At 63.7% G+C, this 24,461-nt stretch carries 22 protein-coding genes and 2 pseudogenes; 12 read left to right on the top strand and 12 right to left on the bottom strand.

Annotated elements, in window-relative coordinates; all coding sequences use genetic code 11:
- Positions 1–180: 180 nt before the first annotated feature.
- Complete coding sequence (locus AC1RWI_RS00995) at positions 181–396, bottom strand: hypothetical protein (protein ID WP_043356505.1); 216 nt, start codon at positions 394–396, stop codon at positions 181–183.
- Positions 397–711: 315 nt separating this feature from the next.
- Between AC1RWI_RS00995 and AC1RWI_RS00990 the strand changes: the two are divergent.
- Together AC1RWI_RS00990 and AC1RWI_RS00985 are read left to right on the top strand one after the other, a co-directional pair.
- Positions 712–855 (top strand): annotated as a pseudogene (locus AC1RWI_RS00990) (IS256 family transposase); the annotation flags it as partial.
- 197 nt (positions 856–1,052) lie between these two features.
- Positions 1,053–1,562, top strand: a complete 510-nt coding sequence (locus tag AC1RWI_RS00985; RefSeq protein WP_043356507.1) for a DUF1993 domain-containing protein — start codon at positions 1,053–1,055, stop codon at positions 1,560–1,562.
- A gap of 232 nt (positions 1,563–1,794) precedes the next feature.
- Here the strand turns inward: AC1RWI_RS00985 and AC1RWI_RS00980 are convergent, their stop codons facing one another.
- Positions 1,795–2,262, bottom strand: a complete 468-nt coding sequence (locus AC1RWI_RS00980) for a cupin domain-containing protein (protein ID WP_043356510.1) — start codon at positions 2,260–2,262, stop codon at positions 1,795–1,797.
- A 554-nt stretch (positions 2,263–2,816) separates the two neighbouring features.
- Between AC1RWI_RS00980 and AC1RWI_RS00975 the strand changes: the two genes are divergently transcribed.
- The 5 genes from AC1RWI_RS00975 (at position 2,817) to AC1RWI_RS00955 (ending at position 7,785) form a co-directional block, all read left to right on the top strand.
- Positions 2,817–3,782: a LysR family transcriptional regulator gene (locus tag AC1RWI_RS00975; protein WP_492863940.1), complete on the top strand. Its 966-nt coding sequence runs from the start codon at positions 2,817–2,819 to the stop codon at positions 3,780–3,782.
- A 134-nt stretch (positions 3,783–3,916) separates the two neighbouring features.
- Entirely contained in the window at positions 3,917–4,885 is a 969-nt protein-coding gene (locus AC1RWI_RS00970; RefSeq protein WP_492863938.1) for a Bug family tripartite tricarboxylate transporter substrate binding protein, read from the top strand.
- Positions 4,886–4,895: 10 nt separating this feature from the next.
- Positions 4,896–6,119 carry a CaiB/BaiF CoA transferase family protein gene (locus tag AC1RWI_RS00965; RefSeq protein ID WP_492863936.1) on the top strand — a complete coding sequence of 408 codons (1,224 nt, stop codon included), beginning with the start codon at positions 4,896–4,898 and terminating at the stop codon, positions 6,117–6,119.
- 38 nt (positions 6,120–6,157) lie between these two features.
- Complete coding sequence (locus AC1RWI_RS00960) at positions 6,158–6,940, top strand: enoyl-CoA hydratase-related protein (RefSeq protein ID WP_492863934.1); 783 nt, start codon at positions 6,158–6,160, stop codon at positions 6,938–6,940.
- Positions 6,937–7,785, top strand: coding sequence for an enoyl-CoA hydratase-related protein (locus AC1RWI_RS00955; protein WP_492863932.1), 849 nt, complete (start codon positions 6,937–6,939; stop codon positions 7,783–7,785). The genes AC1RWI_RS00960 and AC1RWI_RS00955 overlap by 4 nt, the downstream gene beginning before the upstream one ends.
- Positions 7,786–8,091: 306 nt before the next feature.
- On the opposite strand, the gene AC1RWI_RS00950 is transcribed toward AC1RWI_RS00955, so the two are convergent.
- On the bottom strand, positions 8,092–8,391 hold the full coding sequence (locus AC1RWI_RS00950) for a YHYH domain-containing protein (RefSeq protein ID WP_492863930.1): 300 nt from the start codon (positions 8,389–8,391) through the stop codon (positions 8,092–8,094).
- A gap of 3 nt (positions 8,392–8,394) precedes the next feature.
- On the opposite strand from AC1RWI_RS00950, the gene AC1RWI_RS00945 reads away from it, so the two are divergent.
- Positions 8,395–9,138 carry a hypothetical protein gene (locus AC1RWI_RS00945; protein WP_492863928.1) on the top strand — a complete coding sequence of 248 codons (744 nt, stop codon included), beginning with the start codon at positions 8,395–8,397 and terminating at the stop codon, positions 9,136–9,138.
- Between the two features lie 64 nt (positions 9,139–9,202).
- On the opposite strand, the pseudogene AC1RWI_RS00940 reads toward AC1RWI_RS00945, so the two are convergent.
- From AC1RWI_RS00940 to AC1RWI_RS00925, 4 genes and pseudogenes are all read right to left on the bottom strand, one after another.
- Positions 9,203–9,289, bottom strand: a pseudogene (locus tag AC1RWI_RS00940) (HU family DNA-binding protein); the annotation flags it as partial.
- Positions 9,290–10,298: 1,009 nt separating this feature from the next.
- Positions 10,299–10,730, bottom strand: coding sequence for a hypothetical protein (locus AC1RWI_RS00935; protein ID WP_492863926.1), 432 nt, complete (start codon positions 10,728–10,730; stop codon positions 10,299–10,301).
- A complete protein-coding gene (locus AC1RWI_RS00930) occupies positions 10,727–11,140 on the bottom strand; it encodes a hypothetical protein (RefSeq protein WP_492863924.1) in 414 nt (137 codons plus the stop codon). Before AC1RWI_RS00930 ends, AC1RWI_RS00935 begins: the two co-directional genes overlap by 4 nt.
- Before the next feature lie 53 nt (positions 11,141–11,193).
- The gene (locus tag AC1RWI_RS00925) at positions 11,194–11,532 is read right to left on the bottom strand and encodes a hypothetical protein (protein WP_492863922.1); all 339 of its coding nucleotides are present in this window, start codon (positions 11,530–11,532) and stop codon (positions 11,194–11,196) included.
- A gap of 552 nt (positions 11,533–12,084) precedes the next feature.
- Here AC1RWI_RS00925 and AC1RWI_RS00920 point away from each other — a divergent pair.
- Positions 12,085–12,435, top strand: coding sequence for a c-type cytochrome (locus AC1RWI_RS00920; RefSeq protein ID WP_492863920.1), 351 nt, complete (start codon positions 12,085–12,087; stop codon positions 12,433–12,435).
- A gap of 220 nt (positions 12,436–12,655) precedes the next feature.
- Here the strand turns inward: AC1RWI_RS00920 and AC1RWI_RS00915 are convergent, their stop codons facing one another.
- The 4 genes from AC1RWI_RS00915 to AC1RWI_RS00900 form a co-directional block, all read right to left on the bottom strand.
- Positions 12,656–13,045, bottom strand: a complete 390-nt coding sequence (locus AC1RWI_RS00915) for a hypothetical protein (RefSeq protein ID WP_492863918.1) — start codon at positions 13,043–13,045, stop codon at positions 12,656–12,658.
- Between the two features lie 257 nt (positions 13,046–13,302).
- Positions 13,303–13,623, bottom strand: coding sequence for a DUF3470 domain-containing protein (locus AC1RWI_RS00910; RefSeq protein WP_043356530.1), 321 nt, complete (start codon positions 13,621–13,623; stop codon positions 13,303–13,305).
- Positions 13,624–13,901: 278 nt separating this feature from the next.
- Positions 13,902–16,577: an alpha-ketoglutarate dehydrogenase gene (gene mdeB, locus AC1RWI_RS00905; RefSeq protein ID WP_492863916.1), complete on the bottom strand. Its 2,676-nt coding sequence runs from the start codon at positions 16,575–16,577 to the stop codon at positions 13,902–13,904.
- Positions 16,578–16,803: 226 nt separating this feature from the next.
- Entirely contained in the window at positions 16,804–18,324 is a 1,521-nt protein-coding gene (locus AC1RWI_RS00900; RefSeq protein ID WP_043356536.1) for a CoA-acylating methylmalonate-semialdehyde dehydrogenase, read from the bottom strand.
- A gap of 132 nt (positions 18,325–18,456) precedes the next feature.
- Here AC1RWI_RS00900 and AC1RWI_RS00895 point away from each other — a divergent pair, with 132 nt between their 5' ends.
- The 3 genes from AC1RWI_RS00895 to AC1RWI_RS00885 all read left to right on the top strand — a co-directional run bounded on the left by AC1RWI_RS00895 (position 18,457) and on the right by AC1RWI_RS00885 (position 20,771).
- Complete coding sequence (locus tag AC1RWI_RS00895) at positions 18,457–19,392, top strand: LysR family transcriptional regulator (protein ID WP_492863913.1); 936 nt, start codon at positions 18,457–18,459, stop codon at positions 19,390–19,392.
- A 69-nt stretch (positions 19,393–19,461) separates the two neighbouring features.
- The gene (locus tag AC1RWI_RS00890; RefSeq protein ID WP_492863911.1) at positions 19,462–20,457 is read left to right on the top strand and encodes a 5'-nucleotidase; all 996 of its coding nucleotides are present in this window, start codon (positions 19,462–19,464) and stop codon (positions 20,455–20,457) included.
- Positions 20,454–20,771, top strand: coding sequence for a YnfA family protein (locus AC1RWI_RS00885; protein WP_043356543.1), 318 nt, complete (start codon positions 20,454–20,456; stop codon positions 20,769–20,771). Before AC1RWI_RS00890 ends, AC1RWI_RS00885 begins: the two co-directional genes overlap by 4 nt.
- Positions 20,772–20,860: 89 nt before the next feature.
- Here the strand turns inward: AC1RWI_RS00885 and AC1RWI_RS00880 are convergent, their stop codons facing one another.
- Positions 20,861–24,421: an indolepyruvate ferredoxin oxidoreductase family protein gene (locus AC1RWI_RS00880; RefSeq protein WP_043356546.1), complete on the bottom strand. Its 3,561-nt coding sequence runs from the start codon at positions 24,419–24,421 to the stop codon at positions 20,861–20,863.
- Positions 24,422–24,461: the final 40 nt, after the last annotated feature.

Below are 24,461 nucleotides of genomic sequence, written 5' to 3'. Positions count from 1 at the left end.
AGCAGGCCATCGCCGCTCGCATACGGATATCCCTTCTCAGTTCGCCAAGAAGCTACGCTAGCAGCATTTTTGGGTACCGCTAGCGGAATTAGCGATCTTCTACAGCGTCAGGCCGGCAGTGCAATGGCGCCCATGGGTCATGGACCACGGGCGCCGGTCGCCTTGCGACTGAGGGGCCGATCAGGCCGGGATCGGGGTGAAAGGCGAATCGTAGCCAACGTTGCTCTTGGAAGGATCCGTGGTGCGGATGTTGATACCGTCGTCATAGATGACAGTCGGCTCCTTGTAGTCGGGCACCATGAGGACCTTTCTGAAGATGCCTCCGTAGATTTTTGCCAGAGCGGCGGATTCGAGGGTATCGACCTTGGACAGATCGTGGATGAGGATGGCGGACATGTTCTTCTCCTTGTCGAGAGGTGCGGGCTCCGTGATTGGGTCGCGATACATCTCAGCAGCAAACATGCCAGGCGTAGACAGCACCTTTTGAGGCTGCGGCAATCGGTTTGGTTGGTTCTAGATAGACGTTTGCATCGATATGTGTTGGCAATGCTCCAACTTCCCAGGACAGAGGGGCGGCGCTTCAGAGGAACTGGGTTCCTTCCCGATGTCGCAGCCGAGATTGCTTCGCGGAGGCGCGCCGACGCTCGGGCCGCTTGGGGGGGTGTCAGGATTTTTGTGTTTAGGGCATAACATGTCACCAAGGAGCATGTCATGCCACGCAAAACGAAGACGAGCCTTGCCGCAGCCCGGGAGCTGCCGGCCATTCCCGAGGAACTGATCGCCCATTTTGTGAAGGGTCCGATGACCGCCGGGGCGGTGCAGGATGCCTCCATGGCGTTCAAGAAAGCGCTTATCCGCGACCTACGACGGTCGCGTGGCGTCCAGGCACGATTGCGGCGATTCGCGCCGGTCGTGCCGGGATTCCCTGGGCAAGTAGTGACAGGCGCTTCTTCATCTCATTCATTTAGTCAGTACAATCACGCGTCCAAACATTAAAACAGGCCGGTGCGGCATCTTCCGCGCGGCATTCAACGTCGACTGAAAGAGTGATCATGACCATTTCCATCTACAGCGCCTCCGTCCCCGTTTTCAAGCAAATGCTGGCGGCATTGTCCGAGGTACTCACGAAGGCCGAAGCACACGCTACCGAAAAGAGCATCGACCCGAACGCGCTGCTGCAAGCGCGCCTGTTCCCGGACATGTTCCCGCTGGTGCGCCAGGTGCAGATCGCCGCCGATTTCGCTAAGGGCATCACCTCGCGCCTGGCCGGTGTGGAAGTGCCTTCGTGGGCCGACACTGAGGTCACGTTTGCCGACCTGCAAGCGCTGATCTCTAAGACCCTAGCCTACATTGGCGCATTCGACGCCGCGCAATTCGACGGGAGCGAACACAGGGAGATCGTCCTGCGTCCCGGCACGCCGAAAGAGAAGCGGCTGGTCGGCAACGCCTATCTGCAAAACTACGGACTGCCGCAGTTTTTCTTCCATATCACGACCGCCTACGCAATCCTGCGCCACAACGGAGTTGATATCGGCAAGCGCGACTACATGGGCGTGTACTGATCGTTGGGGCACGCGCCAATCGGACCACCGGTCGGCAGCGGGTGTTGAACGACGTCCACGAAAGATCGGATGCCTTTGCGTGGCTGGGCGAAGCCGCCGTTCGAATGGCCACGTGAAAGCTCGTGCCACCGACCGTAGTTGGCCGTGAGGAGACGGCTGGAGGGAGCAGAAAGACGATAACAACCTGGCCTTTTGGGCGAGCCAGAGTATCTGCCCTCTGGCCGTTGAGGTTTCAGGGCAGCAGGTGGGTATCGCCGGCAGCCTGCGGCGGTAACTTGATTGCCAGTGCCTTGAAATCGCCGCTGGTTGCGATCGAACCCGCGTGCGCGACACCCTTCGGAATGACGATCAGGTCACCGGGGCCGACCTCGCGCTGTTCACTGCCCAGCCAGAATATTCCCTTTCCTGAAATGACATACTGGATCTCGTCGGCGCTGGTGTGGTAGTGCTTTGGAACGTTGCCCGATTGCACCGCAACGGTCCCGTGTGGCGTCGCCACCAGCCCTTTCGTACGCAGCGTGCCCATATTGGGTATCTGCGGCCCGATGTCTTCATTGGTCATGGCCGCCAGGTTGATGATCAGCGGCGCCAGCGTGGCGGGCGGGGTCTGCGCGTGGGCCAGCGGTACCCCCATGTGGGCCGCAAGGTAGCCGCAAGCAAAAGCGACCGGGACAGCGGAAAGAGCGGCAAAGCGATGCATATTTATCTCCCTTCGGTTGGCCTGCGATCATTGCGTCGCCACGACGCTTGATTCGTGCGATACGGCTGGATTGTCTCACCGCGATCCGCGCCCAGAATTGAGGGAAAACCCGAAAGCACTGAATCAATCGACTCGCGCAAAGGGGGCTGAAGCCCGAAGGAGATTCAACGGTGCCTTTGTCTTCGGGGGAACTCGTGTCCATTTTGGAAACGGGTGAGAATACTTGGCGGCTACGATCGCACAGGAAATCTGCTCTTTGATCGGCTGGTTGCTCCTGGCCGGCAAGCGTCCCACATCAGCCAGATCTGGCCGGCAGCACCCGACCCTTCTGCGGCGTTGCGAGTGCCGGAAGGCGAACGACCGCTACCGGAGTACAACCGCCATCGCCTCGCTTACCGCGACCAGCAGGTCATCGGCCGAAGCGAACGTACGTCGGACCGAAAAAAGCTCGATAGCTGCAGGCCGTCGCGACGCTGGGGATTTTTCGTTCCTTCACCAAAATCCGCGTAGCTCCTTTCCTATAGCTACTATCATGTGGCCATCTCAATGTTGGCGTGGAGCCCGAAATTAAAGCAGGAAAAAAAGCTAACCCGACATCCGGTCTGGACCGGCTGGGCAATGTTGACTTCCATACTTTGTACGCGCTTGCCGCCCTGTTGCGAGGGCGCAGCGTATCGCAGGCGGCGGCCCAGATGGAGGTGTCGCAGCCGGCTATGAGTCGAACCCTCGATCGCCTGCGCGACGTCTTCCAGGATGCCCTGCTGGTGCGTGAAGGCAACCATATGCTGCTGACCTCGCACGGCAAGGAATTGCTGCCGATCGTGGAAAAACTGCTGGAAACCACGGCTCAGTTGGCGGGCGCCAACGCGCCCTTCGATGCCGCCACCCACGTGCGACACTTCTCGCTGGCCTGCAATGAGCATATTCAGCTCCTGCTGGCCCCGACCTTGCTGAGCGCACTGCGGTCCGCCGCCCCCTCCATCACGGCGCAGTTCAGTCCATTGCATCGGAGCGGCGCCGTCGATGCGTTGGCAAGCGGCGAACTCGATCTCTGCATTGGCTCGGCCTTTCCCTCCGCACCCGGGATCCGCTCTCGGCTCCTATATTCCGAGGCGTTCGTCTGTGTGATGCGCAAGCCGCGCAATACCGGAGGGAATGTACGGATCAGCCTGAAGGACTTCTGCAACCTGCCCCACCTGGACGTCTCGCCAACCGGCCTTACCCTGCTGGGTGAACTGATCGACCGGACCATCCGCAAGCAAGGTGGCTCGCGCCAGGTCGTGTACACCATTTCCAGCTTCATGGCGGCGTCGCAGATCGTCAGCGAGACCGACATGATCTGCGCCATCCCGGCAAGGACAGCCAGGCGACTGGCCTTGCCAGACAACGTTGTGGTAGCCGAACTTGCCTTCGAGGCGCCTGCCACGGATGTCTCGATGTTTTGGCACAACCTCACCCACCGCGACGCGGCCTGCGCTTGGCTGCGCACCGAGATCAGCCACGCACTCCCCGCGCAATAAAGGTTACAAGGTCATATCAGTAGTGGTATGGCTGATATATACCCGCCCCAATTGGTGCCGTGTCTGTGGCTGCCTATTCTGCAGCCATGCGAGCCAGACAGAGCTCGCCCTCGATAAGTTAGCGTGGAGACAAGATGAACAGACGTACCTCAATGCGCCTTGCCGGAGCGGTCACATTGCTCTTGCTGGCGCTGCCCTTCAGCGCGGGCGCCTACCCGGATAAGCCAATCCGACTGGTGGTATCGTTCCCGCCCGGCAGTGGTGCTGATACCACTGCGCGCTATGTCGCGCAGAAGCTCGGCGAGCGGCTGGGCAAGCCGGTTGTCGTGGAGAACCGGCCCGGTGCCAACAGCTTCATCGCAGCCGCGGCCGTGGCCAGCGCCGACGCCGACGGCCATACGATCTTCCTGGCCAGCAATTCACCGATGGCAACCAATGTTGCCATCTTCAAGCGCTTGCCATACAACCCCGTGAAGGACTTCGCACCGGTGGCCCGATTGACGCGTGGCGTGATGGCGGTGGTGGTGCCAGGCTCTTCGGGTGTGAAAACGATTGACGATCTGGCAGCACGCAGCCGAGCCCAGCCGGGCACGCTCAACTACGGCGCCGGTGCGGCCTCCTACCAGGTCGCCACCGAACTCTTTCTTCAATTTGCGGGTGGCCGCGCTACGCCGGTACCTTACAAGGGCGTGGCGCCGGCTTTGTCGGACCTGGCCGGCGGCCAGCTCGACTTTGCCTTTGTCGACCTCGGCGCCGTCGTTCCCTTTCTCCAGTCCGACAAGGTCCGGATGCTGGCTGTGACCGGCGACCGGCGCTTCGAAGCTTTCCCCAAGGTGCCGACGCTGCAGGAGTCGGGCTTCCGGAACTACTACATGGTCAACTGGACCGGCGCTTTCGTTCCGGCTCGTACGCCGGCGTTGATCGTCGACCTGCTCGACAAGCAGTTGCAGGCGATCTACCGCTTGCCCGAAACAGCGATGAAGGTGCGGCAATCCTACGGCGAGCCGTTTGTTGGCGATGCCAACGAACTGAGGCGCTTCCAGCTTGAGGAAATCAGCCGCTGGGAGCAGGCAGCCCGGCAGGCCGGGATGCAGAAACAATGAGAGCCATATCATGACGACGAATCTGACCAAGAGCGTGACCGACCAACTTCCGGCTCGCCAGCTTCCCCTTGCCGGCCGTACCGTACTCGACCTGGGCCAGATCTATCAGGGTCCCTACTGCGGCTTCCTTCTGGCGATGGCCGGCGCCGACGTGATCAAGATCGAACCGCCACATGGCGAGCCGGTGCGCGCACGCCGCGAGTCGCTGTTGCCCCTGGCCATGCTTAATTCCAACAAGCGCGGCATCACGCTCAACTTCAAGACCGAGCAAGGCCGCAGCGTCTTTCGTGACCTGGTGGCCAAGGCGGACGTGGTGTTCGAGAACTTCATGCCGGGCGTGATGGAGCGCCTCGACCTCGGGGCCGAGGCGCTGCTGGAGATCCAGCCTCGCTTGATCTACGCGTCCGCCTCGGGCTACGGGACCAGTGGGCCGAATCGCGATCATCTTGCCATGGACCTGACCATTCAGGCCATGAGCGGGGCCATGCACGTGACCGGCTATCCCGACAGCCCCCCACTCAAGGCAGGGCCGGCCATCAGCGATTTCATGGGCGGTATCCACCTCTATGGGGCTATCGTCTCGGCCTTGTTCGAGCGCGAACGCAGCGGCCGCGGAAGGATTGTCGAGATCGCCATGCAGGACACGATGTATCCTGCTCTCGCCTCAAACCTGACGATGTATTACGAGGACCCGGAACGCAATCCGCGCACCGGAAACCGGCACGGGGCGCTCGCAATGTCGCCCTACAACACCTACTCGGCGACGGATGGCTACATCGCCATTATCTGCGTTACCGAAGGTCACTGGCCGGGGCTGTGCCAGGCGATGGGGCGCCCTGAGCTGGGCAGGCAGGAACGCTACGCGACACACGCCTCGCGTTGTGCGGTGATGAGCGAAGTGGACGAACTGGTTGCCTCCTGGACCCGCAACCTGACGCGCGCCGAGATCATGGCGGCCGGCCAGGCCCATCACTTTCCCTGCGCGCCAGTACGCACGCTCGATGAGGTTGTGCACGACCGTCATATGCACGAGCGCGGGATGCTGAACTATGTGACGCATCCCAAATTGGGCGAGGTGGTCCTGCCCAACAGTCCCTTGCGCTTTCACCAGTCCCCACCGTTGGCACTGAGGCCCAACCCGGACCTCGGCGAGCACAACGAGGCTGTACTGAGCGAGCTTCTCGGTCTGTCACGCGCGGCAATCGACACACTGCGCCAGCAAGGCGCGTTCTGAAGCAAGAACCGGCCCCCAGCCAAGAGAAAACGCCAGCCATGTCAGATTTCGTCCAGATTGTCCGTGATGACGGCATCGCCGTCATCACGCTGAACCACCCGCATACGCGCAATGCCATTGCAGACGAATCCTGCATCCAGGCCATCGTCACGGCGCTTGCGGAGATCTCCGCCGACCCGGCCCTGCGCGTGGCCGTCCTGACCGGGGCCGGGCCCGCATTCTGCGCCGGCGGCAGCCTGCAGTCGCTGGCCCAGCTCGCCGCGGGCGAGCCGATCGCCAACGAAGAGCGCTATCGCAATGGCATCCAGCGCATCCCGCGAGCCTTCCAGCAACTCGACATACCGATGATCGCGGCGGTCAACGGCCCCGCCATTGGTGCTGGACTGGACCTGGCCTGCATGTGCGACATCCGCATTGCCTCGACCCGCGCGACCTTTGCAGAGAGCTTCGTCAAGCTTGGCCTGGTGGCGGGTGACGGCGGCGCCTGGCTACTGGCACGCACCCTGCCTCTGGCGCGCGCCTATGAAATGGCGCTCACCGGCAACGCCATCGGTGCACAGCAGGCGCTGGAGTGGGGGCTCGTGTCGCGCCTGGCCGAGCCTGAGACATTGATGGACGCTGCGCTGACGCTTGCGGGCGCGATCGCCGCGAACCCGGGGCACGCGGTCAGGATGACGAAGCGCCTGGTGGACGCGTCCCAGCTCAACACGCTCGACTCCGTGCTCAACCTCTGCGCCAGCATGCAGGCGCTGGCGCACACCACCGAGGCGCACCGCCAGGCGCTGCGCTTGATGACTGAACACATGAGGAGCAAATCATGACTGCGGCCAGCCCTGGCACCAACGAGATCATCCTCTGCGAAGTGGCGAACCGGATTGCCGTCATCACCCTAAACCGGCCGGACCAGCTCAACGCCTGGAACTCTGAGATGGAAGCCGGCCTGCGCACTGCGCTAGAGCGCTGCCAGGACGATCGCGAGGTCCGTGTGATCGTATTGACCGGGGCCGGAAATGCCTTCTGCGCCGGCGCCGACCTGTCGGCGGCGCGCGCGCGGCTGGCGGCGTCCGGCCCGCGACACGTCAGTAGTACCGCGGCTCACGCGCCCAACGATGTCGCCGCCAGGGAGGACTTTGGCCAGCGCTACAGCTATCTGCTGTCGATCGGCAAGCCGATCATCTGCGCTCTGAATGGCGCGGCAGCCGGTGTGGGGCTGGTGCTCTCGCTCTATTGCGACATCCGCTACGCTAGCCGCGAAGCGCGCCTGGTACCAGCCTTCGTGCGGCGCGGGCTACCCGCCGAACACGGCATTGCCTGGATCCTGCCCAGGCTGATTGGTCTGTCTCGTGCGCTCGAATGGCTGATCAGCGGCAGGTCAATGAGCGCACAGGAGGCGGAACAGGCCGGCCTCGTTTCAGCCGTGCTCGAAACCGATGGCTTTCTGCCAGAGGTCCTCGAACGTGCCGCCACATTGGCTACCCTGTGCTCGCCCAGTGCAATCGCGGCGACCAAGCGGCAGTCTTACCTCGCGCTCGGCCAGACTCTGGGTGAAAGCGTAGCGCTGGCCGAGCGCGAGATCGCGGCTTCATTGCAAGGGAGCGACTTCCGTGAGGGTGTGGCAGCCTTCCTCGGAAAACGCCAGCCTTCGTTTGTGGGACTAGAACGCTGAGCGACCTGCAAGCACGCCGCTGGTCTGCGCCCGAACGTCCGATACGAGGAGTAGACCGGACATTGGGATGTCTGGAAGCAAGCGTTGGCCGATGTCCGTTTGCCGAACTGAAACATCACCTCAGTCCTAGCGCTACCGGCGCCAAGCCCAGCCGCGCCCGGTGACTCGTCCTGCCCGCGTCCCTGGATATCGGCGAGAACCCAGAAAAGTTCTTCGCCGAATTGCAAGGTGGGAGAGTCGAGCGGGGCTGGGTGACGGTATAGTTCAGGGATCGGCCCAACGGCGGGCACCCTCGCCCATCCCGCACTAGCAGCCACCATAGTCCTTGCGACCGCTGGACGTAATCGTGTAAGTGCCTCCGCGGGGACCGGTGTAGCAGGTCTGGCCAGATGATGTGCTGCGAGTCGTCACGAGTGAATTGGTCGACTTACCGGCTGAGGCGGTCGGGCTCTGCGTCGAGGTTGAGCCGACGCGCCCACCTCCGCGATGACAATGGTATTCCCCGGTCTTGCGGTTGGTGTGACATCCGTCTGCGTCTAGGCTCTCGAGGACGAGGTTCTCCTCAAGATGGGACGGAACCCACTTCTGAATCAACAGGTGGAACACCTATTGAAGGCCATCCTGGGACTTGCAAGGATCGAGGGGACACCGGCGGACGCCGCGACTCGACTTGAGGCGCGACATGCGGCCCTGACAACGACGTCTTTGGGTGGACTGCAGAGAAAATTTCGCAATGAACTTCTCGCGCCCCCGGAAGAACAGCCACAAAATCAGGAGCCTGCTGACGTCTCCCAACCCTGGTTTAGCACGACCTTCCGGTTCGAGCTCAAGCCGTCGGACAAGGAAGCTCTGGAAGCTGACCTCGAAGCGCTAACCGCTGAGCGCAACGAACTCGCGCATCACTTCCTGCCACGCTGGCAACCTGGCTCAGTTTCGTCGATGACCGAGGCTAGCGTCCATCTGGACCGGCAGCGAGAGAGGATTGTCGCAATGCATCATCGCCTCAAATCAATGCACGGCTCAATGGCTGAAACGCTACAGATGGCTGCGAACTCCTGGGCATCCAGCGAGGCCACGGCCGCTATTGAACTCATGCATCTTCAGGGCAGCCGGATGATTGAATTGCTGGAAGAAGTCGCAGCGGCTCCCAAACGGGCAGATGGATGGACCGACCTGGCTTATGCTGCGGGAATCGTACAACGCCAGGAACCAGACGCGCTGGTTGACCGCAAGGCGCGCTTTGGCGAGCGGAGCCTGAAGGCGCTTATCCTCAAATCCGGATTGTTCGAGGTCGCAGAAGAGGTGCTTCCACAAGGCACGCAGACACTGATTCGCTCACGCTCGGTCGTCTAGGAACAGGCGAAACGAAAATGGGAAGCCTCAGCTCCCCTTCTTTCTCCAGCCCATCCCAGCGAACTTAAGCCGCGGCGTCCTTCAGCTTCTTCATCGGGCGGACTTCAACCTTGACGGATGCCAGCGTGGCGGCGAACCACTGGTCTTCGCCGACTTATACCTTAACCATGCCTAGTTGAGCGGATGATCAGCTGGTCGCCTTGCCAGCAAAGGGACTTATGCAGATTGGCAATGTATGTATCGATACATCGCAATACCTACAAACTCAGCAGGTCGGTGGAAACACCGGCTTCTTCATTTCAGCGCGCTGATCACCGAAACGGGTAAGGGAAGGACCGCAGCCGACCCATAGGAGTCGGTCGCCTTGCTCCAAAGCGGTCGTTCAGAGTTTGAATTAGGCCGGCCATTTCTTATGGAGGTAGAGACCCCATGCAAATGCGCCTACCCCTGACCAGAAAAGGCCACCGTAGAACAATATTGGAAAGTCGTCGACCTCGACACCGTTGACTCGGTACGTGAGTTGCCACCGGTGTTTTTCAATGGTAGTTCCTACAGGAAGGTAGCGTCGTAATGATTGGTCGGTAGGGGCAGCGCTGTATGCTGTGGTCGAACCATCTACCGCCCTGAGGACATACCTGGTCACGCAACGGTTATGCTGCGGTTCCTGGCACCTCGTTTCATCAGTCGCTACTTGGCCTACTACGTTAATTGAGGCTCTGCCATAGATTTCTGACGCGGCTCCCACAGCGAGTATGACGCCAAGAAGTGTCAGTGCAAGATAAGGTCTTGCGTTGGTCGATAGCGCCATGATTCGACCTATAGAAAAACGTTCACCATGTCCGCATCGTGCCATTGCGCGAGGGGAATGACAACCCTGACCAGCTGCTGATGGCCTGGATCGGTCGGATGCCCGCCGCCAAAGCGTGGTCGTCTCTGATCGACCCTGGCCTTTCGGGCATCGAGACACCGTAGCGACCGCTTCCGAGGTACAACCGGCGCTCGCCCGGCCGAGTTGGCGGGCGAATCATTGGTCAAAGGGGGGCGCCAGCCTGGCATTCGCAGGAGGCGCCGTCGCTGGGCCTAAATGACATGCTGGAAGCTCTGCAAAGGCTGCTGCCATGTGCCATGGACACTCATGGCACTCAGTACTGATTCGACTTCTAGGCGGAAGGCACCGGGCCGACCGCCAGGATCTCGACAGATCGACAACTAAACCGAACATCAAAGCCAGCGAGAGGCCTCATATCAAAGCCGAGGCGACCATTGTTTTGCGTCGATATGACGATCTCGTCCAGCCAGCCACCGCCGGACAGTTCATTGAGATTAATATTGGTCTCAGCTATATCCCGGCATAGGAATTCAACGATCCGAAATTCGCCTGAAGCCGTCCACTCTGGGTTGTCCTGACCGCCATGCCGTACTGCTATAGTTGCATCAGCTACATACCGGCCGGCTTCCTCAGGCATCCTTATACAGAACGTGACAACCTCTGAATCGTGAAAGGCCGGCCAGTAGCCGAATGCATTTAAGACCAGCTCGCTGTTCTGTACCAAAATCTGACCCGCTTCCCTTTTGGGAATTTCCCTGCTCACCGCCCATCTCCAGAATTCGCGGATTGCTTTGCTGGTTGCTTCCCCCCAGCGTGATGCTCGGGTGCTGTCCCGACATATGCCTGACAGTGGAGGCATTTGGTTCTTGCAGGCTCGATGAGCACTTGCAGGGGGAAAAACTGGTCTCGTAACGCTTGCCAGTCTGGGTATAGGGAGGGCGATCGGAAATCGATCAGCATGCGCCTGCCGCAGTTTGCGCACTTCACCGCTAACGCCACGGCCAGAGCGAATATCCAAAGTGCAACGCCGATGACGATTCCGCCGAAGAAATAACTCTTGCTGCTAGTAAGGAAGAGTGGAATGCCAAGCAACCAGATCAGTGAAAACCAAGATGCTACTGCGCCGAGACCTGCGGCTGCGCGAATAGCGGTGAGAATATTCGTGGCGTTCATTGGAGTTCCTGTTTTGGCGCCGTATCCCAGGCGGACTGAGCCGTTAACGAAAGCTAGTCCCGTCGTTTCCGATGCAAATATTGGAAAAAGCCAACAAAAACCATGCCCATGCAAAAGGAGATTTTTGCCAGAAAAAATTGAGCATCATCGAGATGACTTGGTACACCAACCACCTGGAGAATAATACGCGCCGTGCCCGCCACTAGCACGCCCACTGCGAAGAAGCGAACCAGACGCCCTGTCAATATTCTAAAGGCGCTTGTCCTTCCGAACGGAAGCCATGGGGATTTTCCTCGCATGTTCCGGCCGATATCCGGCATGCCTACGGCCACGATGATTATCCCAGCGAGGAGATTTGCGGCGGCAATGATGTAACCGTATGCGATAGACAATTCTGTATAGCCTAAGGGTCGACAGGATGAGAGTTCCTATTTTGCCAAACGATTGCTGCATGTCGGTGCGGGACCAAACACTCCATCTATGGGGCTTTTGCACTAGCACCGCCGCCGGACCACCCGCGGAAAGACCACACCCCGCACAAAAAAAACACGCTCTGACTAGCGTTTGAACTTGGCGGAAGGGCGGCGTTGCACAACACCGTGAGTACCCTTCGTGGGTACACTGGACAACCAAACGTCTGAGCAAAGGCGCGACTGAGCGGCGCTTCATGGCCGGGAAGCGACCTCGTCCCGCCGCTACCCACTTGGCTCTTCCCGTTTAGGGTTACTCGATGCCGGCCATAGTCCGCGTGATTGTGTGTGTGCCCACACGCGCGCTGGCGGGCACCGAATAAGCCTCGATGGAGGAAACCGCGAAGTGGTCCGATGGCGCGCGGGTTTTGCGAAGCTATGGGGATGGATGGACGAGGATGGCGAGCGGTGGCGTGAAGTAACGGACGCAAGCGCTCGCTCGCGGCTCGCTTTGCTGCGGAGCCGACGGCCGGTTTGGATACCTCCTGGCAGCTGCGATCATGGATCGCCTCGCCGAATGGGTGGTGCGCGTATGGCCGCGAGGGTGACGGCAATCCACATGTGGCGGTGGCGATGCTGGGCAAATCCAGCGTGCGCAACGCGGATCCGCATAACCTGATCGTGTCCATTCTCGACAGCATCGAAGCACGAAATTGGCCCAGACTGGAGAGCATGCAGGACATGCCCGGCTTTGCCTCGCGCCTGAGCAACGCGGAACTGACCGACCTGGCTAGCTACCTGCGGGCAAGCTATGGCGGCCAACCTGGCGACGTGAGTGCGGACAATGTGAAGTCGCTGCGCGCGCAGGCGGGCAAGGGGCGTTGAGGCAGCGCGCCGTTCTGCATGTTCCTGCGCAAACCAAGGGCTTGGCCACGCAACCAGATATTTCCGATCAACCGAGCGAGCGCGCGATGGACGCGCGGCCCGCTCGACGCGGACCAGCGCGCCGCGCTGCTTGCCATCGCCAAGCGCTGCCGGGTTCACCGGGCGTTGCACACCGAAGGGATGGTCAAGACTGACAGCGCGCAAGAATGCGGATAGGCGCTCAAGCGCCGTCGAGGAAAGGATTGCGCTGGCCAAGGCGCGTTCCGAGCGCGTCGGGAGCCAGGCTCATGCTGGCGGGGTCCATTGCAGGGTTGGGGCTGCGGGCCAGTGTCGGGTCGGCTGGTGCAGGCGCCATGCCCGCCTGCGCCGGTTGTTCGGCCCCCTGCGCATAGGCATCGCGTGCGGCCGGCAGCGCCTCCTGGGCCGACGGCGCTGTCGCCGGCATGGCTTGCATTGGCTGGGCGGATGGCACCGACTGGATGGATTGCGCCGGTTGGCTGGATTGCATCGGCTGGGTCGGCTGAATGGGCTGGGCCTGCTGCGCGAATAGCGGATAGGACGCGATCATTGCGCCAGCCATCAACAAGGATTTCGCCAGTTGTTGCTTCATTCGTGTACCTCCAAAAAACGCCTTCAGGCATGGGAAGGGCCACTGTAGCGCCGAGGCACCTGACATTCTGTTCGATTTTGCAACAATCATTTACCAGCCTTGCCATCGACACCAAGGCCCGTTAGCTGCGCGCGCTCGATCGTTGTGCTGCCACCAGAGGGCAGGGACGATGGGCTGTGCCGAGAGCTTTCTGATCCTCCACACGGCTGACCGCTTGCAAGGCGGCTCTCCGTCGCGATATACCCTCAACCTGCTCCCTAAACCAGCAACGCCCTCTTGTTTTCCAGAAACGCCCAATCGTCGGCATCCGGCAGCGGCCCGTCCCCGATTTTCACCACCGGCCACTTCCTCGCCAACTTGTCATTGAGTTCAACGAAGCCGAGCTCCTTCTCCGTCAGGTCATAGTCATTCTTGATGGCATTGACCGGGCACACCAGGGTGCAGATCGTGCAATTCAGGCATACCGACGGGTCGATCACCATAAAGTTCGGCCCCTGATGGAACGCATGCACGGGGCAGACTTCCGCGCAATCTCCATAGCGGCAGTTGATGCAAGCTTCAGTGACGACGCAAGCCATGGCTACTCCAATGACAAATCCCGGAGCACCGCACCCCGGGGATAGGACGCAGGGAATTTCAGGAGGCCTTGCGGAAGCCGGCCGTGCCGAAGAAGACATTCGGCTTGCGATAGCATCCGCGACATTGTGCGGCTGCCGTCGCCAGCGAACGAGTGATGCCCGAGTGATGCGTTTGCGCGCGCCAATGCGCAAGGAGGCCGTGATGCTGATTCGCGGCTCCTCAGCGCGGGCGTTGAGGAGACGACGGACTTGCTGGCAGCTAGCGCGCAGGCGCTGGCTTAACGCGCCCAGGGCGCATCCACCTCCATCTTCACGCCATAGCGCTCCAGCCCCTTGGCATGCAGCGCCGGAGAAATCGACCGCAGCGCGGCAATCGCCACGTGGTAGCGGTCGATCTCGAAGAAGCGGCGCAGCGCGGCGCGCGTGTCGCTGCGGCCGAAACCGTCCGTGCCAAGCGCGGTGAACGGCGCGCGCAGGTACGAGGCGATGAGCTGCGCATAGGCCCGCACGTAGTCGGTGGCGGCGATGACCGGGGTAGCGCCCGGCAGCGAGCGCTGCAAATGGCTCTGCGTTTCGCCGCCGCTGGCGAACAGGCTGGCGCGCTCGCATTCGCGGGCGTCCCTGGCCAGTTCGGAAAAGCTGGTCACGCTCCAGATCTCTGACTTGATGTCCCAGTCGCTTGCCAGCAGGTCCGCGGCGGCGATGACTTCGCGCAGGATGGCGCCCGAGCCGAGCAGCCTCACGCTGGTGGCGGCGCCTTCCGGGCCGCGCGTGCCGAAAAGGTACATGCCCTTGATCACGTCGCCGTGCGCGTCCTCGCGCAGCGGCGCCTGCAAGTAGTTCTCGTTGTTGACGGTCAGGTAGTAGAACTCGTCGCGCTGCGCTTCCAGCATGCTGCGCGCGCCGTGGTGGATGATGACCGCGGCTTCGCTGGCGAAGGCCGGATCGTAGGCGCGGCAGTTCGGCACCGTGGCGGCGATCAGCTGGCTGGTGCCGTCCTGGTGCTGCAGGCCTTCGCCGGCAAGCGTGGTGCGCCCGGCGGTGGCGCCGATCAGGAAGCCGCGCGCGCGCTGGTCCGCCGCCGCCCAGATCAGGTCGCCGACGCGCTGGAAGCCGAACATCGAGTAGTAGATATAGAACGGCAGCATGGCGACGCCGCTCACGCTGTATGACGTTGCCGCGGCCGTCCACGACGCCAGCGCGCCGGCTTCGGTGATGCCTTCTTCCAGCAGTTGCCCTTGCTGGCTTTCCTTGTAGTACAGCATCGAGCCGGCGTCTTCCGGCTCGTAGAGCTGGCCCACCGGCGAGTAGATGCCGATCTGCCGGAACAGGTTGGCCATGCCGAAGGTGCGCGCCTCGTCGGCCACGATGGGCACCACGCGCGGGCCGATGTCCTTGTCCTTGATCAGGTTGGTAAACAGGCGCACCACGCCCGTGGTGGTGGAGACGGCGCGCTCGTCCGGCTCCATGGCGAAGCGGCCGTACTGCATCAGCTCTGGCATGCGCAGCGCGGGCGCGGTGCGCGCGCGGGCGGGCAGGTAGCCGCCCAGCGCCTGCCGGCGCGCATGGAGGTAGGTCATCTCCGGGCTGTCGTCGGCCGGCTTGTAGAAGCGCAGCTGCGCCACGGCATCGTCGTCCAGCGGCAGCGCAAAGCGGTCGCGGAAGGCACGCAGCGCGTCGATATCAAGCTTTTTCTGCTGGTGCGCCGTCATGCGGGATTCACCCGCTTCGCCCATGCCGTAGCCCTTCTTGGTCTTGGCGAGGATCACGGTGGGCTTGCCCTGGTGCGCCTGCGCATCCTGGAATGCGGCGTACAGCTTGCGAAAGTCATGGCCGCCCCGGCGCAGCGCATCGATATCCGCGCTGCTCATGCTGGCGACCAGGGCCTTGAGTTCGGGGTCCGTGTTGAAGAAGTGGGCCAGGTTGTAGTCGCCATCCTTGGCCCCGAGGTTCTGGTACTCGCCGTCCACCATCGCCGCAAAGCGCCGCAGCAGCGCGTGATGGGTGTCGCGCGCAAACAGCGCATCCCACTCGGAACCCCAGACCACCTTGACGACGTGCCAGCCAGCGCCGCCAAACAGCGCCTCCAGCTCATGGATCACCTGGCCGTTGCCGCGCACCGGGCCGTCGAGGCGCTGCAGGTTGCAGTTGATGACGAAGGTGAGGTTGTCGAGCTTCTCGCGCGCCGCCAGCGAGAGCGCGGCAAGCGATTCCGGCTCGTCCATCTCGCCATCCCCGAACACGCCCCACACGCGCCGCGCAGCGGTATCGGCAATGCCGCGATGCCCAAGGTAGCGCAGGAAGCGGGCCTGGTAGATGGCGCTGATCGGGCCGATGCCCATGGAGCCGGTCGGGAATTGCCAGAAATCCGGCATCAGCCAGGGATGCGGATAGGAGGAGAGGCCGCCGCCGCCGGTTTCCTGCCGGTAGCTCGCCAGTTGGGACTCGGACAGCCGGCCCTCCAGGAAGGCGCGTGCATAGACGCCTGGCGCGGAGTGGGGCTGGAAGTAGACCAGGTCGCCCTTGCGGTCCCCATCGTCGGCGCGGAAGAAGTGATTGAAACCCACCTCGAAGATCTCGGCGGCGGAGGCATAGCTGGCAAGGTGGCCGCCAAGTTCGCCGTAGGCCTTGTTGGCGCGCACCACCATGGCCAGCGCGTTCCAGCGGATGATCGAGGTCAGCCGCTGCTCCATGGCAAGGTCGCCGGGATAGCGTGGCTGCTCGCCTACGCCGATGCTGTTCTGGTAGGCCGAGTACGGATTGGCCCGTTCGCCAAGGCCGAGATGGCTGGCATGCTCGGCAAGGCGCTCCAGCAGGAAGCGCGCACGCGGCGCGCCGCCGGTGCGGAAGACGCCGGCCAGGGCGTCGAGCCATTCGCTGGTTTCCTCAATGTCGGGGTCGTGCCCTTCGCCAGGGGCAATCTGGATGGCGGCTGTCTTTGGCAGGGCACGCATTGCGGTCTCCGTGGGCCTCGTTCCTCTCTATTGGATTGTAGGGAGGAGCCCGCGGCAGATGCTGCCGAACTGGCAGGCAACACCGGCCGCCCGCAGCGTAGCGTGCTGCGGCTGGCCGGCTGGCAGCGCAACGTGCTGCCGGGACTGGCACGCGGATCGATCTGGCATGTGGGTCATATCCAGATTCGGATCCGGATTAGCGCGCCAACATGCCGCCGCCCGCAGCTTACTTCGCCGTAGGCATGGCGAACTCGGCGCCCTTGCCGATGCTGTCGGGCCAGCGCTGCATGACCGACTTCTGCTTGGTGTAGAAGCGCACGCCTTCCTCGCCATACGCGTGGGTGTCGCCAAACAGGCTGCGCTTCCAGCCGCCAAAGCCGTGCCAGGCCATCGGCACCGGGATAGGCACGTTGATGCCGACCATGCCGACCTGGATGCGCCGCGCAAACTCACGCGCCACGCCGCCGTCGCTGGTGTAGCAGGCCACGCCGTTGCCGAACTCATGGTCGTTGACCAGTTGCACGGCCTGGGCAAAATCCTTCACGCGCACGCAGCCCAGCACCGGGCCGAAGATTTCTTCCTTGTAGATGCGCATGGCGGGGGTCACGTTGTCGAACAAGGTGCCGCCCGTGAAGAAGCCTGCTTCATGGCCGGGCACGCGGCAGTCGCGCCCGTCCACCACCAGCGTGGCGCCTTCCGCCACGCCGAGGCCGACGTAGCCTTCGATCCGCTCCAGGGCCTGGCGCGTGACGATGGGGCCCATCTCGGCCTCGGCGTTCATGCCGTTGCCGATCACCAGTGCCTTCACGCGCTCGGCCAGCAGCGGCAGGATCTTGTCCGCGACATCGCCCACCAGCACGGCGATCGAGATCGCCATGCAGCGCTCGCCGGCCGAGCCGTAGCCGGCGCCGATCAAGGCGTCCACGGCTTGTTCGATGTCCGCGTCGGGCATGACCACCAGGTGATTCTTGGCGCCGCCGAGCGCCTGCACGCGCTTGCCGAAATGCGCCGAGCGCTCGCTGATGTACTGAGCGATCGGGGTAGAGCCGACAAAGCTCACCGCCTTGACCTCAGGATGTGCGATCAGTGCGTCGACCACGACCTTGTCGCCCTGCACCACGTTGAACACGCCGGCCGGCAAGCCGGCTTCGGTCAGCAGATCCGCCATGAACAGGCTGGCGCTGGGATCGCGCTCGCTGGGCTTGAGCACAAAGGTGTTGCCGGCCGCCAGCGCGATCGGGAACATCCAGCACGGGACCATGCAGGGGAAGTTGAACGGCGTGATGCCAACGACCACGCCCAGCGGCTGGCGCAGCGTCCAGTTGTCCATCCCGGTGCTGACCTGGTCCGTGTAGTCGCCCTTGAGCAACTGGGGAATACCGCAGGCAAACTCGATGATATCGATGCCCCGGGAGACTTCGCCCTGCGCGTCGGAAAAGACCTTGCCGTGTTCCGCCGTGATCATCGCCGCGAGCGTGTCGCGATGCTGGTTCATCAGTTGCAGGAAGCGTTGCATGACCCGCGCGCGGCGGATCGGGGGCGTGTCCGCCCAGGCCGCAAAGGCCGCAGCCGCGGCGGCAACCGCGGTGCCGGCTTCGTCGGCCGAGCCCAGCGCCACGCTGCGCGCGGCGGCGCCGGTGGCCGGATTGAAGACATCCTGCGCGCGGCCGCTGGCGCTGGCAACCCGGCTGCCGTTGATGTAGTGGCCCAGCTGGCCGCCTTCGGTGTATGCGATGGGAGTCTTCACGTTGCTGCCTTCCAATAAAAGAGAGGGAAAGAGTAGGAGGGATTAGCCAATGCGACGAGTGTAGTCACGGCCCCTTCCCCCATCAATGCCGCGCGGCTTGACTCATTGTTTAGCAAAGTAAACAATGCCGCGATGGAAGACGAAAACAAAGAACCCAACTGGGCGCACCTTTACTCGCTGGTCGTGCTGGGTGAGCTTGGCAGCTACACGGCCGCGGCCGTGCGCCTGGGCCTGAGCAAGGGGGCCATGAGCCAGCGCATCGCGGAGCTGGAGCGCAGCGCCGGGGTGCCGCTGGTGCAGCGGACCACCCGCAGCGTCCGGCTGACCGAAGCCGGCCAGCAACTCGCGGACACAACACGCAACGCCTTCGCGGACATCGAGCGCAGTTTTGCCGGCGTGCGCGATCTTGCCGGCGAGCCGCGCGGCTTGCTGCGGGTCACGGCGCCAGTGGCGCTGGGCCGGCAGCAGATCGTCCCGCGCATCCCGGCCTTCCTGAAGGCCTATCCGGAGGTGCGGATCGAGATGGAGTTTTCCGACAAGTTCACCGCGTTGGCGCAGGAGGGCTTCGACCTGGCAATCCGGCACGCCTCGGTGGCACCGGATACGCATATCGCCTGGACGCTATGCCGCACGAACACGGTGCTGGTGGCAACGCGCAGCTACCTGAAGCGCCATGGCTCGCCCGAAACCCCTGAGCAACTGGTCGAGCATGCCTGCCTGCATTACTTCCGGCGGGGCGAATCGCCCACCTGGAGCTTCGAGCCGCTGCGCGGCGCCGGCCCCCGGCGCAGCGTGGCCATCCACGGCAGCTTTGCCGCCAACAACAGCGAGGCCCTGCGCGAGGCGGCGCTGGGCGGACTGGGCATCGCCCTGCTGCCGGACTTCACCGCCCAGGCGGACGTGGCCGCCGGCAGGCTGGTCAAGGTGCTGCCCAACTGGCGCCCGGCGGGGGCCTTTGGCGACCACCTGTTCGCCATCCGCCCCTACAGCCCCTACCTGCCGCGCGCCGTGCGCGTGTTTGTGGACTACCTGCGCGAGACGCTGAAGGATGGCTTCACGATGGGCTGACGCCCCCTGCCCTGCCGCAGCTTGCCCGGCGCATTGCCAGCGCCGAATCGTCTGCCTTTATACTGCGGCATGGCCTACGATCTCACAGACAAACTCGTCATCGGCATCTCGTCCCGGGCGTTGTTCGACCTCGAGCACGAGAACGGCATCTATCAATCCGAGGGGGTGGCGTCCTACTCCGCCTACCAGCGCCAGCATGAGGACGAACCCCTGCTGCCGGGCACGGCCTTTCCGCTGGTGCAGGCGCTGCTCGGACTCAATCACCTGATCCCGGACCGAAGGCTGGTCGAGGTGGTGGTGATCTCGCGCAATTCGCCGGACACCGGGCTGCGCGCGTTCAACGCCATCGAGACCCACCGGCTCGACATCACCCGCGCGGCATTCACCGGCGGCGAATCGATCTCGCGCTACCTGCAAGCCTTCAAGGTGGACCTGTTCCTCTCGCGCGAGGCCACCGACGTGCAAGCCGCCATCGACGGCGGCGTGGCCGCGGCCCAGCTGTACGCTGCGCCAGCCGATTATCACGCCCCCGCCGGCCAGATCCGCATTGCCTTTGACGGCGATGCCGTGCTCTTCTCGCCGGAGTCCGAGCAGATCTTCAAGCAAAAAGGGCTGGAAGCCTTCGTCCGGCATGAGCAGAGACACCGCCACAAGGCCATGGCCGAGGGGCCGTTTGCCAAGCTGCTGCTCCGGCTGGCGGAGATCCAGTCGCATTTCCCGCCCGGGGAATGCCCGGTGCGCATCGCCATCGTGACGGCACGCAACAGCCCGGCGCATACCCGGGTGGTGCATACCCTGCGCGCGTGGAACGTCAGCATCGATGAAGCCTTCTTCCTCGGCGGCCTGCCCAAGGATCAAGTGCTGCAGGCGTTCGGCGCGCATATGTTCTTCGACGACCAGGAAGGGCATGTGGAACTGGCGTCGGCGGTGGTGCCGTCGGGGCGGGTGCCTTACAAAGGTGGCGAGCTGGGGGGCGGCAAACGCAGGCCCGCGCGCAAGCGCGCCAGGAACGATGACAACGATGCCGCCAGCCAGGCCGGCGACGCACCCGCCTGCGCCGCATGAAGACGTTCGCCCTTTACCTCATCACGGCCTGCGCGGAAATCCTGGGCTGCTATTTCCCCTACCTGTGGCTGCGCCAGGGTGCCAGCGCATGGCTGCTGGTGCCAGGCGCGCTGTCGCTGGCGCTGTTCGCCTGGCTGCTGTCGCTGCACCCGGATGCTTCCGGGCGGGTCTATGCGGCTTATGGCGGCATCTATATTGCGGTGGCTATCCTGTGGCTCTGGCTGGTGGATGGGGTGAAGCCTAGCCACTGGGATCTGGCCGGGGTGGCGGTGGCGATTGCCGGGATGGCGATGATTGTTTTTCAGCCGCGCTAAAGCGGCGCGGAGCGTGATGGAGCGCTTGCGCTACAGCTAGCGCCCGCCCTCCCGGTCCGTGCCCCGCCAACCATTGCGCCCGCAGCCGCTCAGGCCGCGACCCGCGCCGCCGCCCCGCGATACTGCGCCAGCAGCGCCACACGCCGCGCCGCCGCCTTCTCCATATTGGCTTCCTTGACATGCCCGAAGCCGCGGATGTCGTCGGGCAGGCTTGCCAGCGCTACCGCCGTATCCAGCCGGTCCGCATTCAGCGTCGCGCCGAATTCCTCCGCCATCGCGATGTAGTCCTCGATCAGCTTGCGTTCCGCGCGCCGCTCGGCGGTCTTGCCGAACACGTCGAAGGCGGTGCCGCGCAAGCCCTTGGCGCGTGCCAGCAGACGGAAGGCGGTCAGCATGGCCGGGCCGAAGCGGCGCTTGACCAGGTGGCCATGCGAGTCCCGCTTTGCCAGCAGCGGGGGGGCCAGGTGGAAGCTGAGCTGGTAGTCGCGGCCAGGTTCGCCTTCGAACTGCGCGCGCAGCTTGTCCAGGAAGGCGGGGTCGGCGTACAGGCGGGCGACTTCGTACTCGTCCTTGTAGGCCATCAGCTTGGCCAGGTTGCGCGCCACGGCTTCGGCGAGCGGCAAGCGCGGGTTGGCGCCCACGCGCTTCTCGGCGGCGCGCACGCTTTCGACCGCGGCGCGATACCGGGCGGCGTACGCCGGATTCTGGTAGGCCGTGAGCAGGGCTTCGCGCTGGCGGATGACGCTATCGAGCGTTTCCGGCATGGCCACCACCTGGGCACGCGGCGTGATCTGCAATTGCGCTGCGAGCGCAGCCTCGCCGTGATGCGCCAGATAGCGGCCCCAGTCGAAGGCCAGCAGGTTCTTCTCCACCGCTACGCCGTTCAGCTCGATGGCGCGCACGAGGCTTTCGCGCCGCAACGGGACCCAGCCCTTTTGCCAGGCAAAGCCCAGCAGCAGCGGGTTGGAGTAGATCGAATCGGCCAGCAGCTTCACGGCCCACGCGTTGGCGTCGATAAAGGCGCAGGCGTCGCCGACGCTGGCGCGCAGGTCTTGCTCGGCCGAGGCGCCCGGGAATTTCCAGTTGGGGTTCTTGATGAAGTCGGCGGTAGGCGTATCGGCGCTGTTGATGGCGGCTGCCGTCACGTCGATCCGGGTCTTGGACAAGACCTCGGGCGAGGCGGAGACGATCGCGTCGCAGCCGATCACCAGCCGTGCCTCGCCGGTGGCGATGCGGGTGGCGTGCAGCGCGGCCGGGGTCGGGGCGATCTGCACGTGGCTGATCACCGCGCCGCCCTTCTGCGCCAGGCCGGCCATGTCGAGCACGGTCACGCCCTTTTGCTCCAGGTGGGCGGCCATGCCGAGCAAGCCGCCGATGGTGACCACGCCAGTGCCGCCGACGCCCGTTACCAGCACGCCGTAGGGCCGCTCCAGCGTGGGGAGCGCCGGCTGCGGCAGCGCGCTGAAATCGGCGAGCGCGCCCTTGCCGCCCGCCGCGGCCGGCTTGCGCACCTGCGCGCCTTCGGCCGTGACAAAGCTCGGGCAAAAGCCGTTGACGCAGGAGAAGTCCTTGTTGCAGGACGATTGGTTGATCTTGCGCTTCGTGCCCAGCGGCGTTTCCAGCGGCTCCACCGACAGGCAGTTGGACTTGACCGAGCAGTCGCCGCAGCCTTCGCAGACCGCGTCGTTGATAAACGCGCGCTTGGCGGGATCGGCCATGGTGCCGCGCTTGCGGCGGCGGCGTTTTTCGGTGGCGCAGGTCTGGTCGTAGATCAGGATGGTGACGCCGGCGGTATCGCGCAGCTGGACCTGGATCTCATCGAGCTGGTCGCGGTGGTGCACGGTCACGCTGGCGGGCAGCATGCCGCCGTCGCCGTATTTCTCGGGCTCGTCGGTGACCACCACGATCTTGCTGGCGCCTTCGGCCAGCACCTGGTGAGCGATCTGCGGCACCGTCAGCACGCCGTCCACCGGCTGGCCGCCGGTCATCGCCACGGCGTCGTTGAACAGGATCTTGTAGGTGATATTGGCCTTGGCCGCGATGGACGCGCGCACCGCCAGCAGGCCCGAGTGGAAATAGGTGCCGTCGCCGAGGTTGACGAACACATGCTTCTCGCCGGTGAAATGCATCTGCCCGGTCCACGCCACGCCCTCGCCGCCCATCTGGCTGAAGGTGTCGGTATTGCGGTCCATCCACATCGCCATATAGTGGCAGCCGATGCCGGCCAGCGCGCGCGAGCCTTCGGGCACGCGGGTGGAAGTGTTGTGCGGGCAGCCCGAGCAGAACCAGGGCTTGCGCTCCACCGAGATGCGCGGGCGCGCGGCTTCGCGCTCCTTGGCCTCGATCAGCGCCACGCGCGCGGCGATGCGCTCGCGCACGTCGGTGGGCAGGTCGCTCTTCTCCAGCCGGGTGGCGATGGCCTTGGCGATCAGCGCGGGCGATAGCTCGTAGTGCGCCGGCAGCAGCCAGTTGCCGCGCGGCAGCGACCATTCGCCGCCGTGGTTGCCGCGCTCGTCGAACTTGCCGTAGACCTTGGGCCGCACGTCGTCGCGCCAGTTGTAGAGTTCTTCCTTGAGCGCGTATTCGAGGATCTGGCGTTTTTCTTCCACCACCAGGATCTCTTCCAGGCCGGTGGCGAACTCGCGCGCGTCGTGCGCGTCCAGGGGCCACACGCAGCCCACCTTGAACACGCGGATGCCGATACGGCGGCAGGTATCGTCGTCCAGGCCCAGGTCCGACAGCGCCTGGCGCACGTCGAGGTAGGCCTTGCCGGCGGTCATGATGCCAAAGCGCGCGTTCGGCGAATCCAGCACCACGCGGTTGAGCTTGTTGGCACGGATATAGGCCAGCGCCGCATACCATTTGTGGTCGAGCAGGCGGGCTTCCTGCGCCAGCGGCGGATCTGGCCAGCGGATATTGAGGCCGCCCTCGGGCATGGCGAAGTCTTCCGGCAGCACGATCCGCACGCGATCCGGATCGACCTCCACCGAGGCGGTGGATTCCACCACGTCGGTCACGCATTTCATCGATACCCACAGGCCGGAGTAGCGGCTCATGGCCCAGCCGTGCAGGCCGTAGTCGAGGTATTCCTGCACATTGGACGGGTACAGCACCGGAATGCCGGAGGCCAGCAGCACATGCTCGGACTGGTGCGCCACCGAGGACGACTTGGCGGCGTGGTCGTCGCCCGCCAGCAGCAGCACGCCGCCGTGCTTTGCGGAGCCGGCCGAGTTGGCGTGCTTGAGCACATCGATGGAGCGGTCCACGCCCGGGCCCTTGCCGTACCACATCGAGAACACGCCGTCGCGGGTCGCGTCCGGGAACAGGTTGACCTGCTGGGTGCCCCACACGGCGGTAGCCGCCAGGTCTTCGTTCACGCCGGGCTGGAACACCACGTCGCTGGCGGCCAGGTGCTTCTTGGCCTTCCACAGCGCCTGGTCCACGCCGCCCAGCGGGGAGCCGCGGTAGCCGGAGATGAAGCCCGCCGTATTCAGTCCGGCGGCAAGGTCGCGCGCCTTTTGCAGCATGGGCAGGCGCACCAGCGCCTGGGTGCCGCTGAGATACACGCGGCCTTTCTCCAGGGTGTATTTGTCGTCAAGGGAAACCGACGCTAGCGCATCTTGCTGGGCTGAGGATAGGGGGGCATTCATCGATGCTGTCTCCGGGTGCTCTTGTGGGCTGTCACTGAGT

The organism is Cupriavidus sp. MPR-AND1C (assembly GCF_058809705.1).
This window is presented reverse-complemented; position numbering and strand designations above follow the sequence as displayed.

Coding starts and splice junctions, on each gene's coding strand:
- AC1RWI_RS00955 (WP_492863932.1), top strand. CDS start 6,937: ATGACTGCGGCCAGCCCTGGCACCAACGAGATCATCCTCTGCGAAGTG.
- mdeB (WP_492863916.1), bottom strand. CDS start 16,577: ATGCGTGCCCTGCCAAAGACAGCCGCCATCCAGATTGCCCCTGGCGAA.
- AC1RWI_RS00885 (WP_043356543.1), top strand. CDS start 20,454: ATGAAGACGTTCGCCCTTTACCTCATCACGGCCTGCGCGGAAATCCTG.
- AC1RWI_RS00890 (WP_492863911.1), top strand. CDS start 19,462: ATGGCCTACGATCTCACAGACAAACTCGTCATCGGCATCTCGTCCCGG.
- AC1RWI_RS00895 (WP_492863913.1), top strand. CDS start 18,457: ATGGAAGACGAAAACAAAGAACCCAACTGGGCGCACCTTTACTCGCTG.
- AC1RWI_RS00960 (WP_492863934.1), top strand. CDS start 6,158: ATGTCAGATTTCGTCCAGATTGTCCGTGATGACGGCATCGCCGTCATC.
- AC1RWI_RS00970 (WP_492863938.1), top strand. CDS start 3,917: ATGAACAGACGTACCTCAATGCGCCTTGCCGGAGCGGTCACATTGCTC.
- AC1RWI_RS00985 (WP_043356507.1), top strand. CDS start 1,053: ATGACCATTTCCATCTACAGCGCCTCCGTCCCCGTTTTCAAGCAAATG.
- AC1RWI_RS00930 (WP_492863924.1), bottom strand. CDS start 11,140: ATGAACGCCACGAATATTCTCACCGCTATTCGCGCAGCCGCAGGTCTC.
- AC1RWI_RS00980 (WP_043356510.1), bottom strand. CDS start 2,262: ATGCATCGCTTTGCCGCTCTTTCCGCTGTCCCGGTCGCTTTTGCTTGC.
- AC1RWI_RS00915 (WP_492863918.1), bottom strand. CDS start 13,045: ATGAAGCAACAACTGGCGAAATCCTTGTTGATGGCTGGCGCAATGATC.
- AC1RWI_RS00965 (WP_492863936.1), top strand. CDS start 4,896: ATGACGACGAATCTGACCAAGAGCGTGACCGACCAACTTCCGGCTCGC.
- AC1RWI_RS00910 (WP_043356530.1), bottom strand. CDS start 13,623: ATGGCTTGCGTCGTCACTGAAGCTTGCATCAACTGCCGCTATGGAGAT.
- AC1RWI_RS00880 (WP_043356546.1), bottom strand. CDS start 24,421: ATGAATGCCCCCCTATCCTCAGCCCAGCAAGATGCGCTAGCGTCGGTT.
- AC1RWI_RS00995 (WP_043356505.1), bottom strand. CDS start 396: ATGTCCGCCATCCTCATCCACGATCTGTCCAAGGTCGATACCCTCGAA.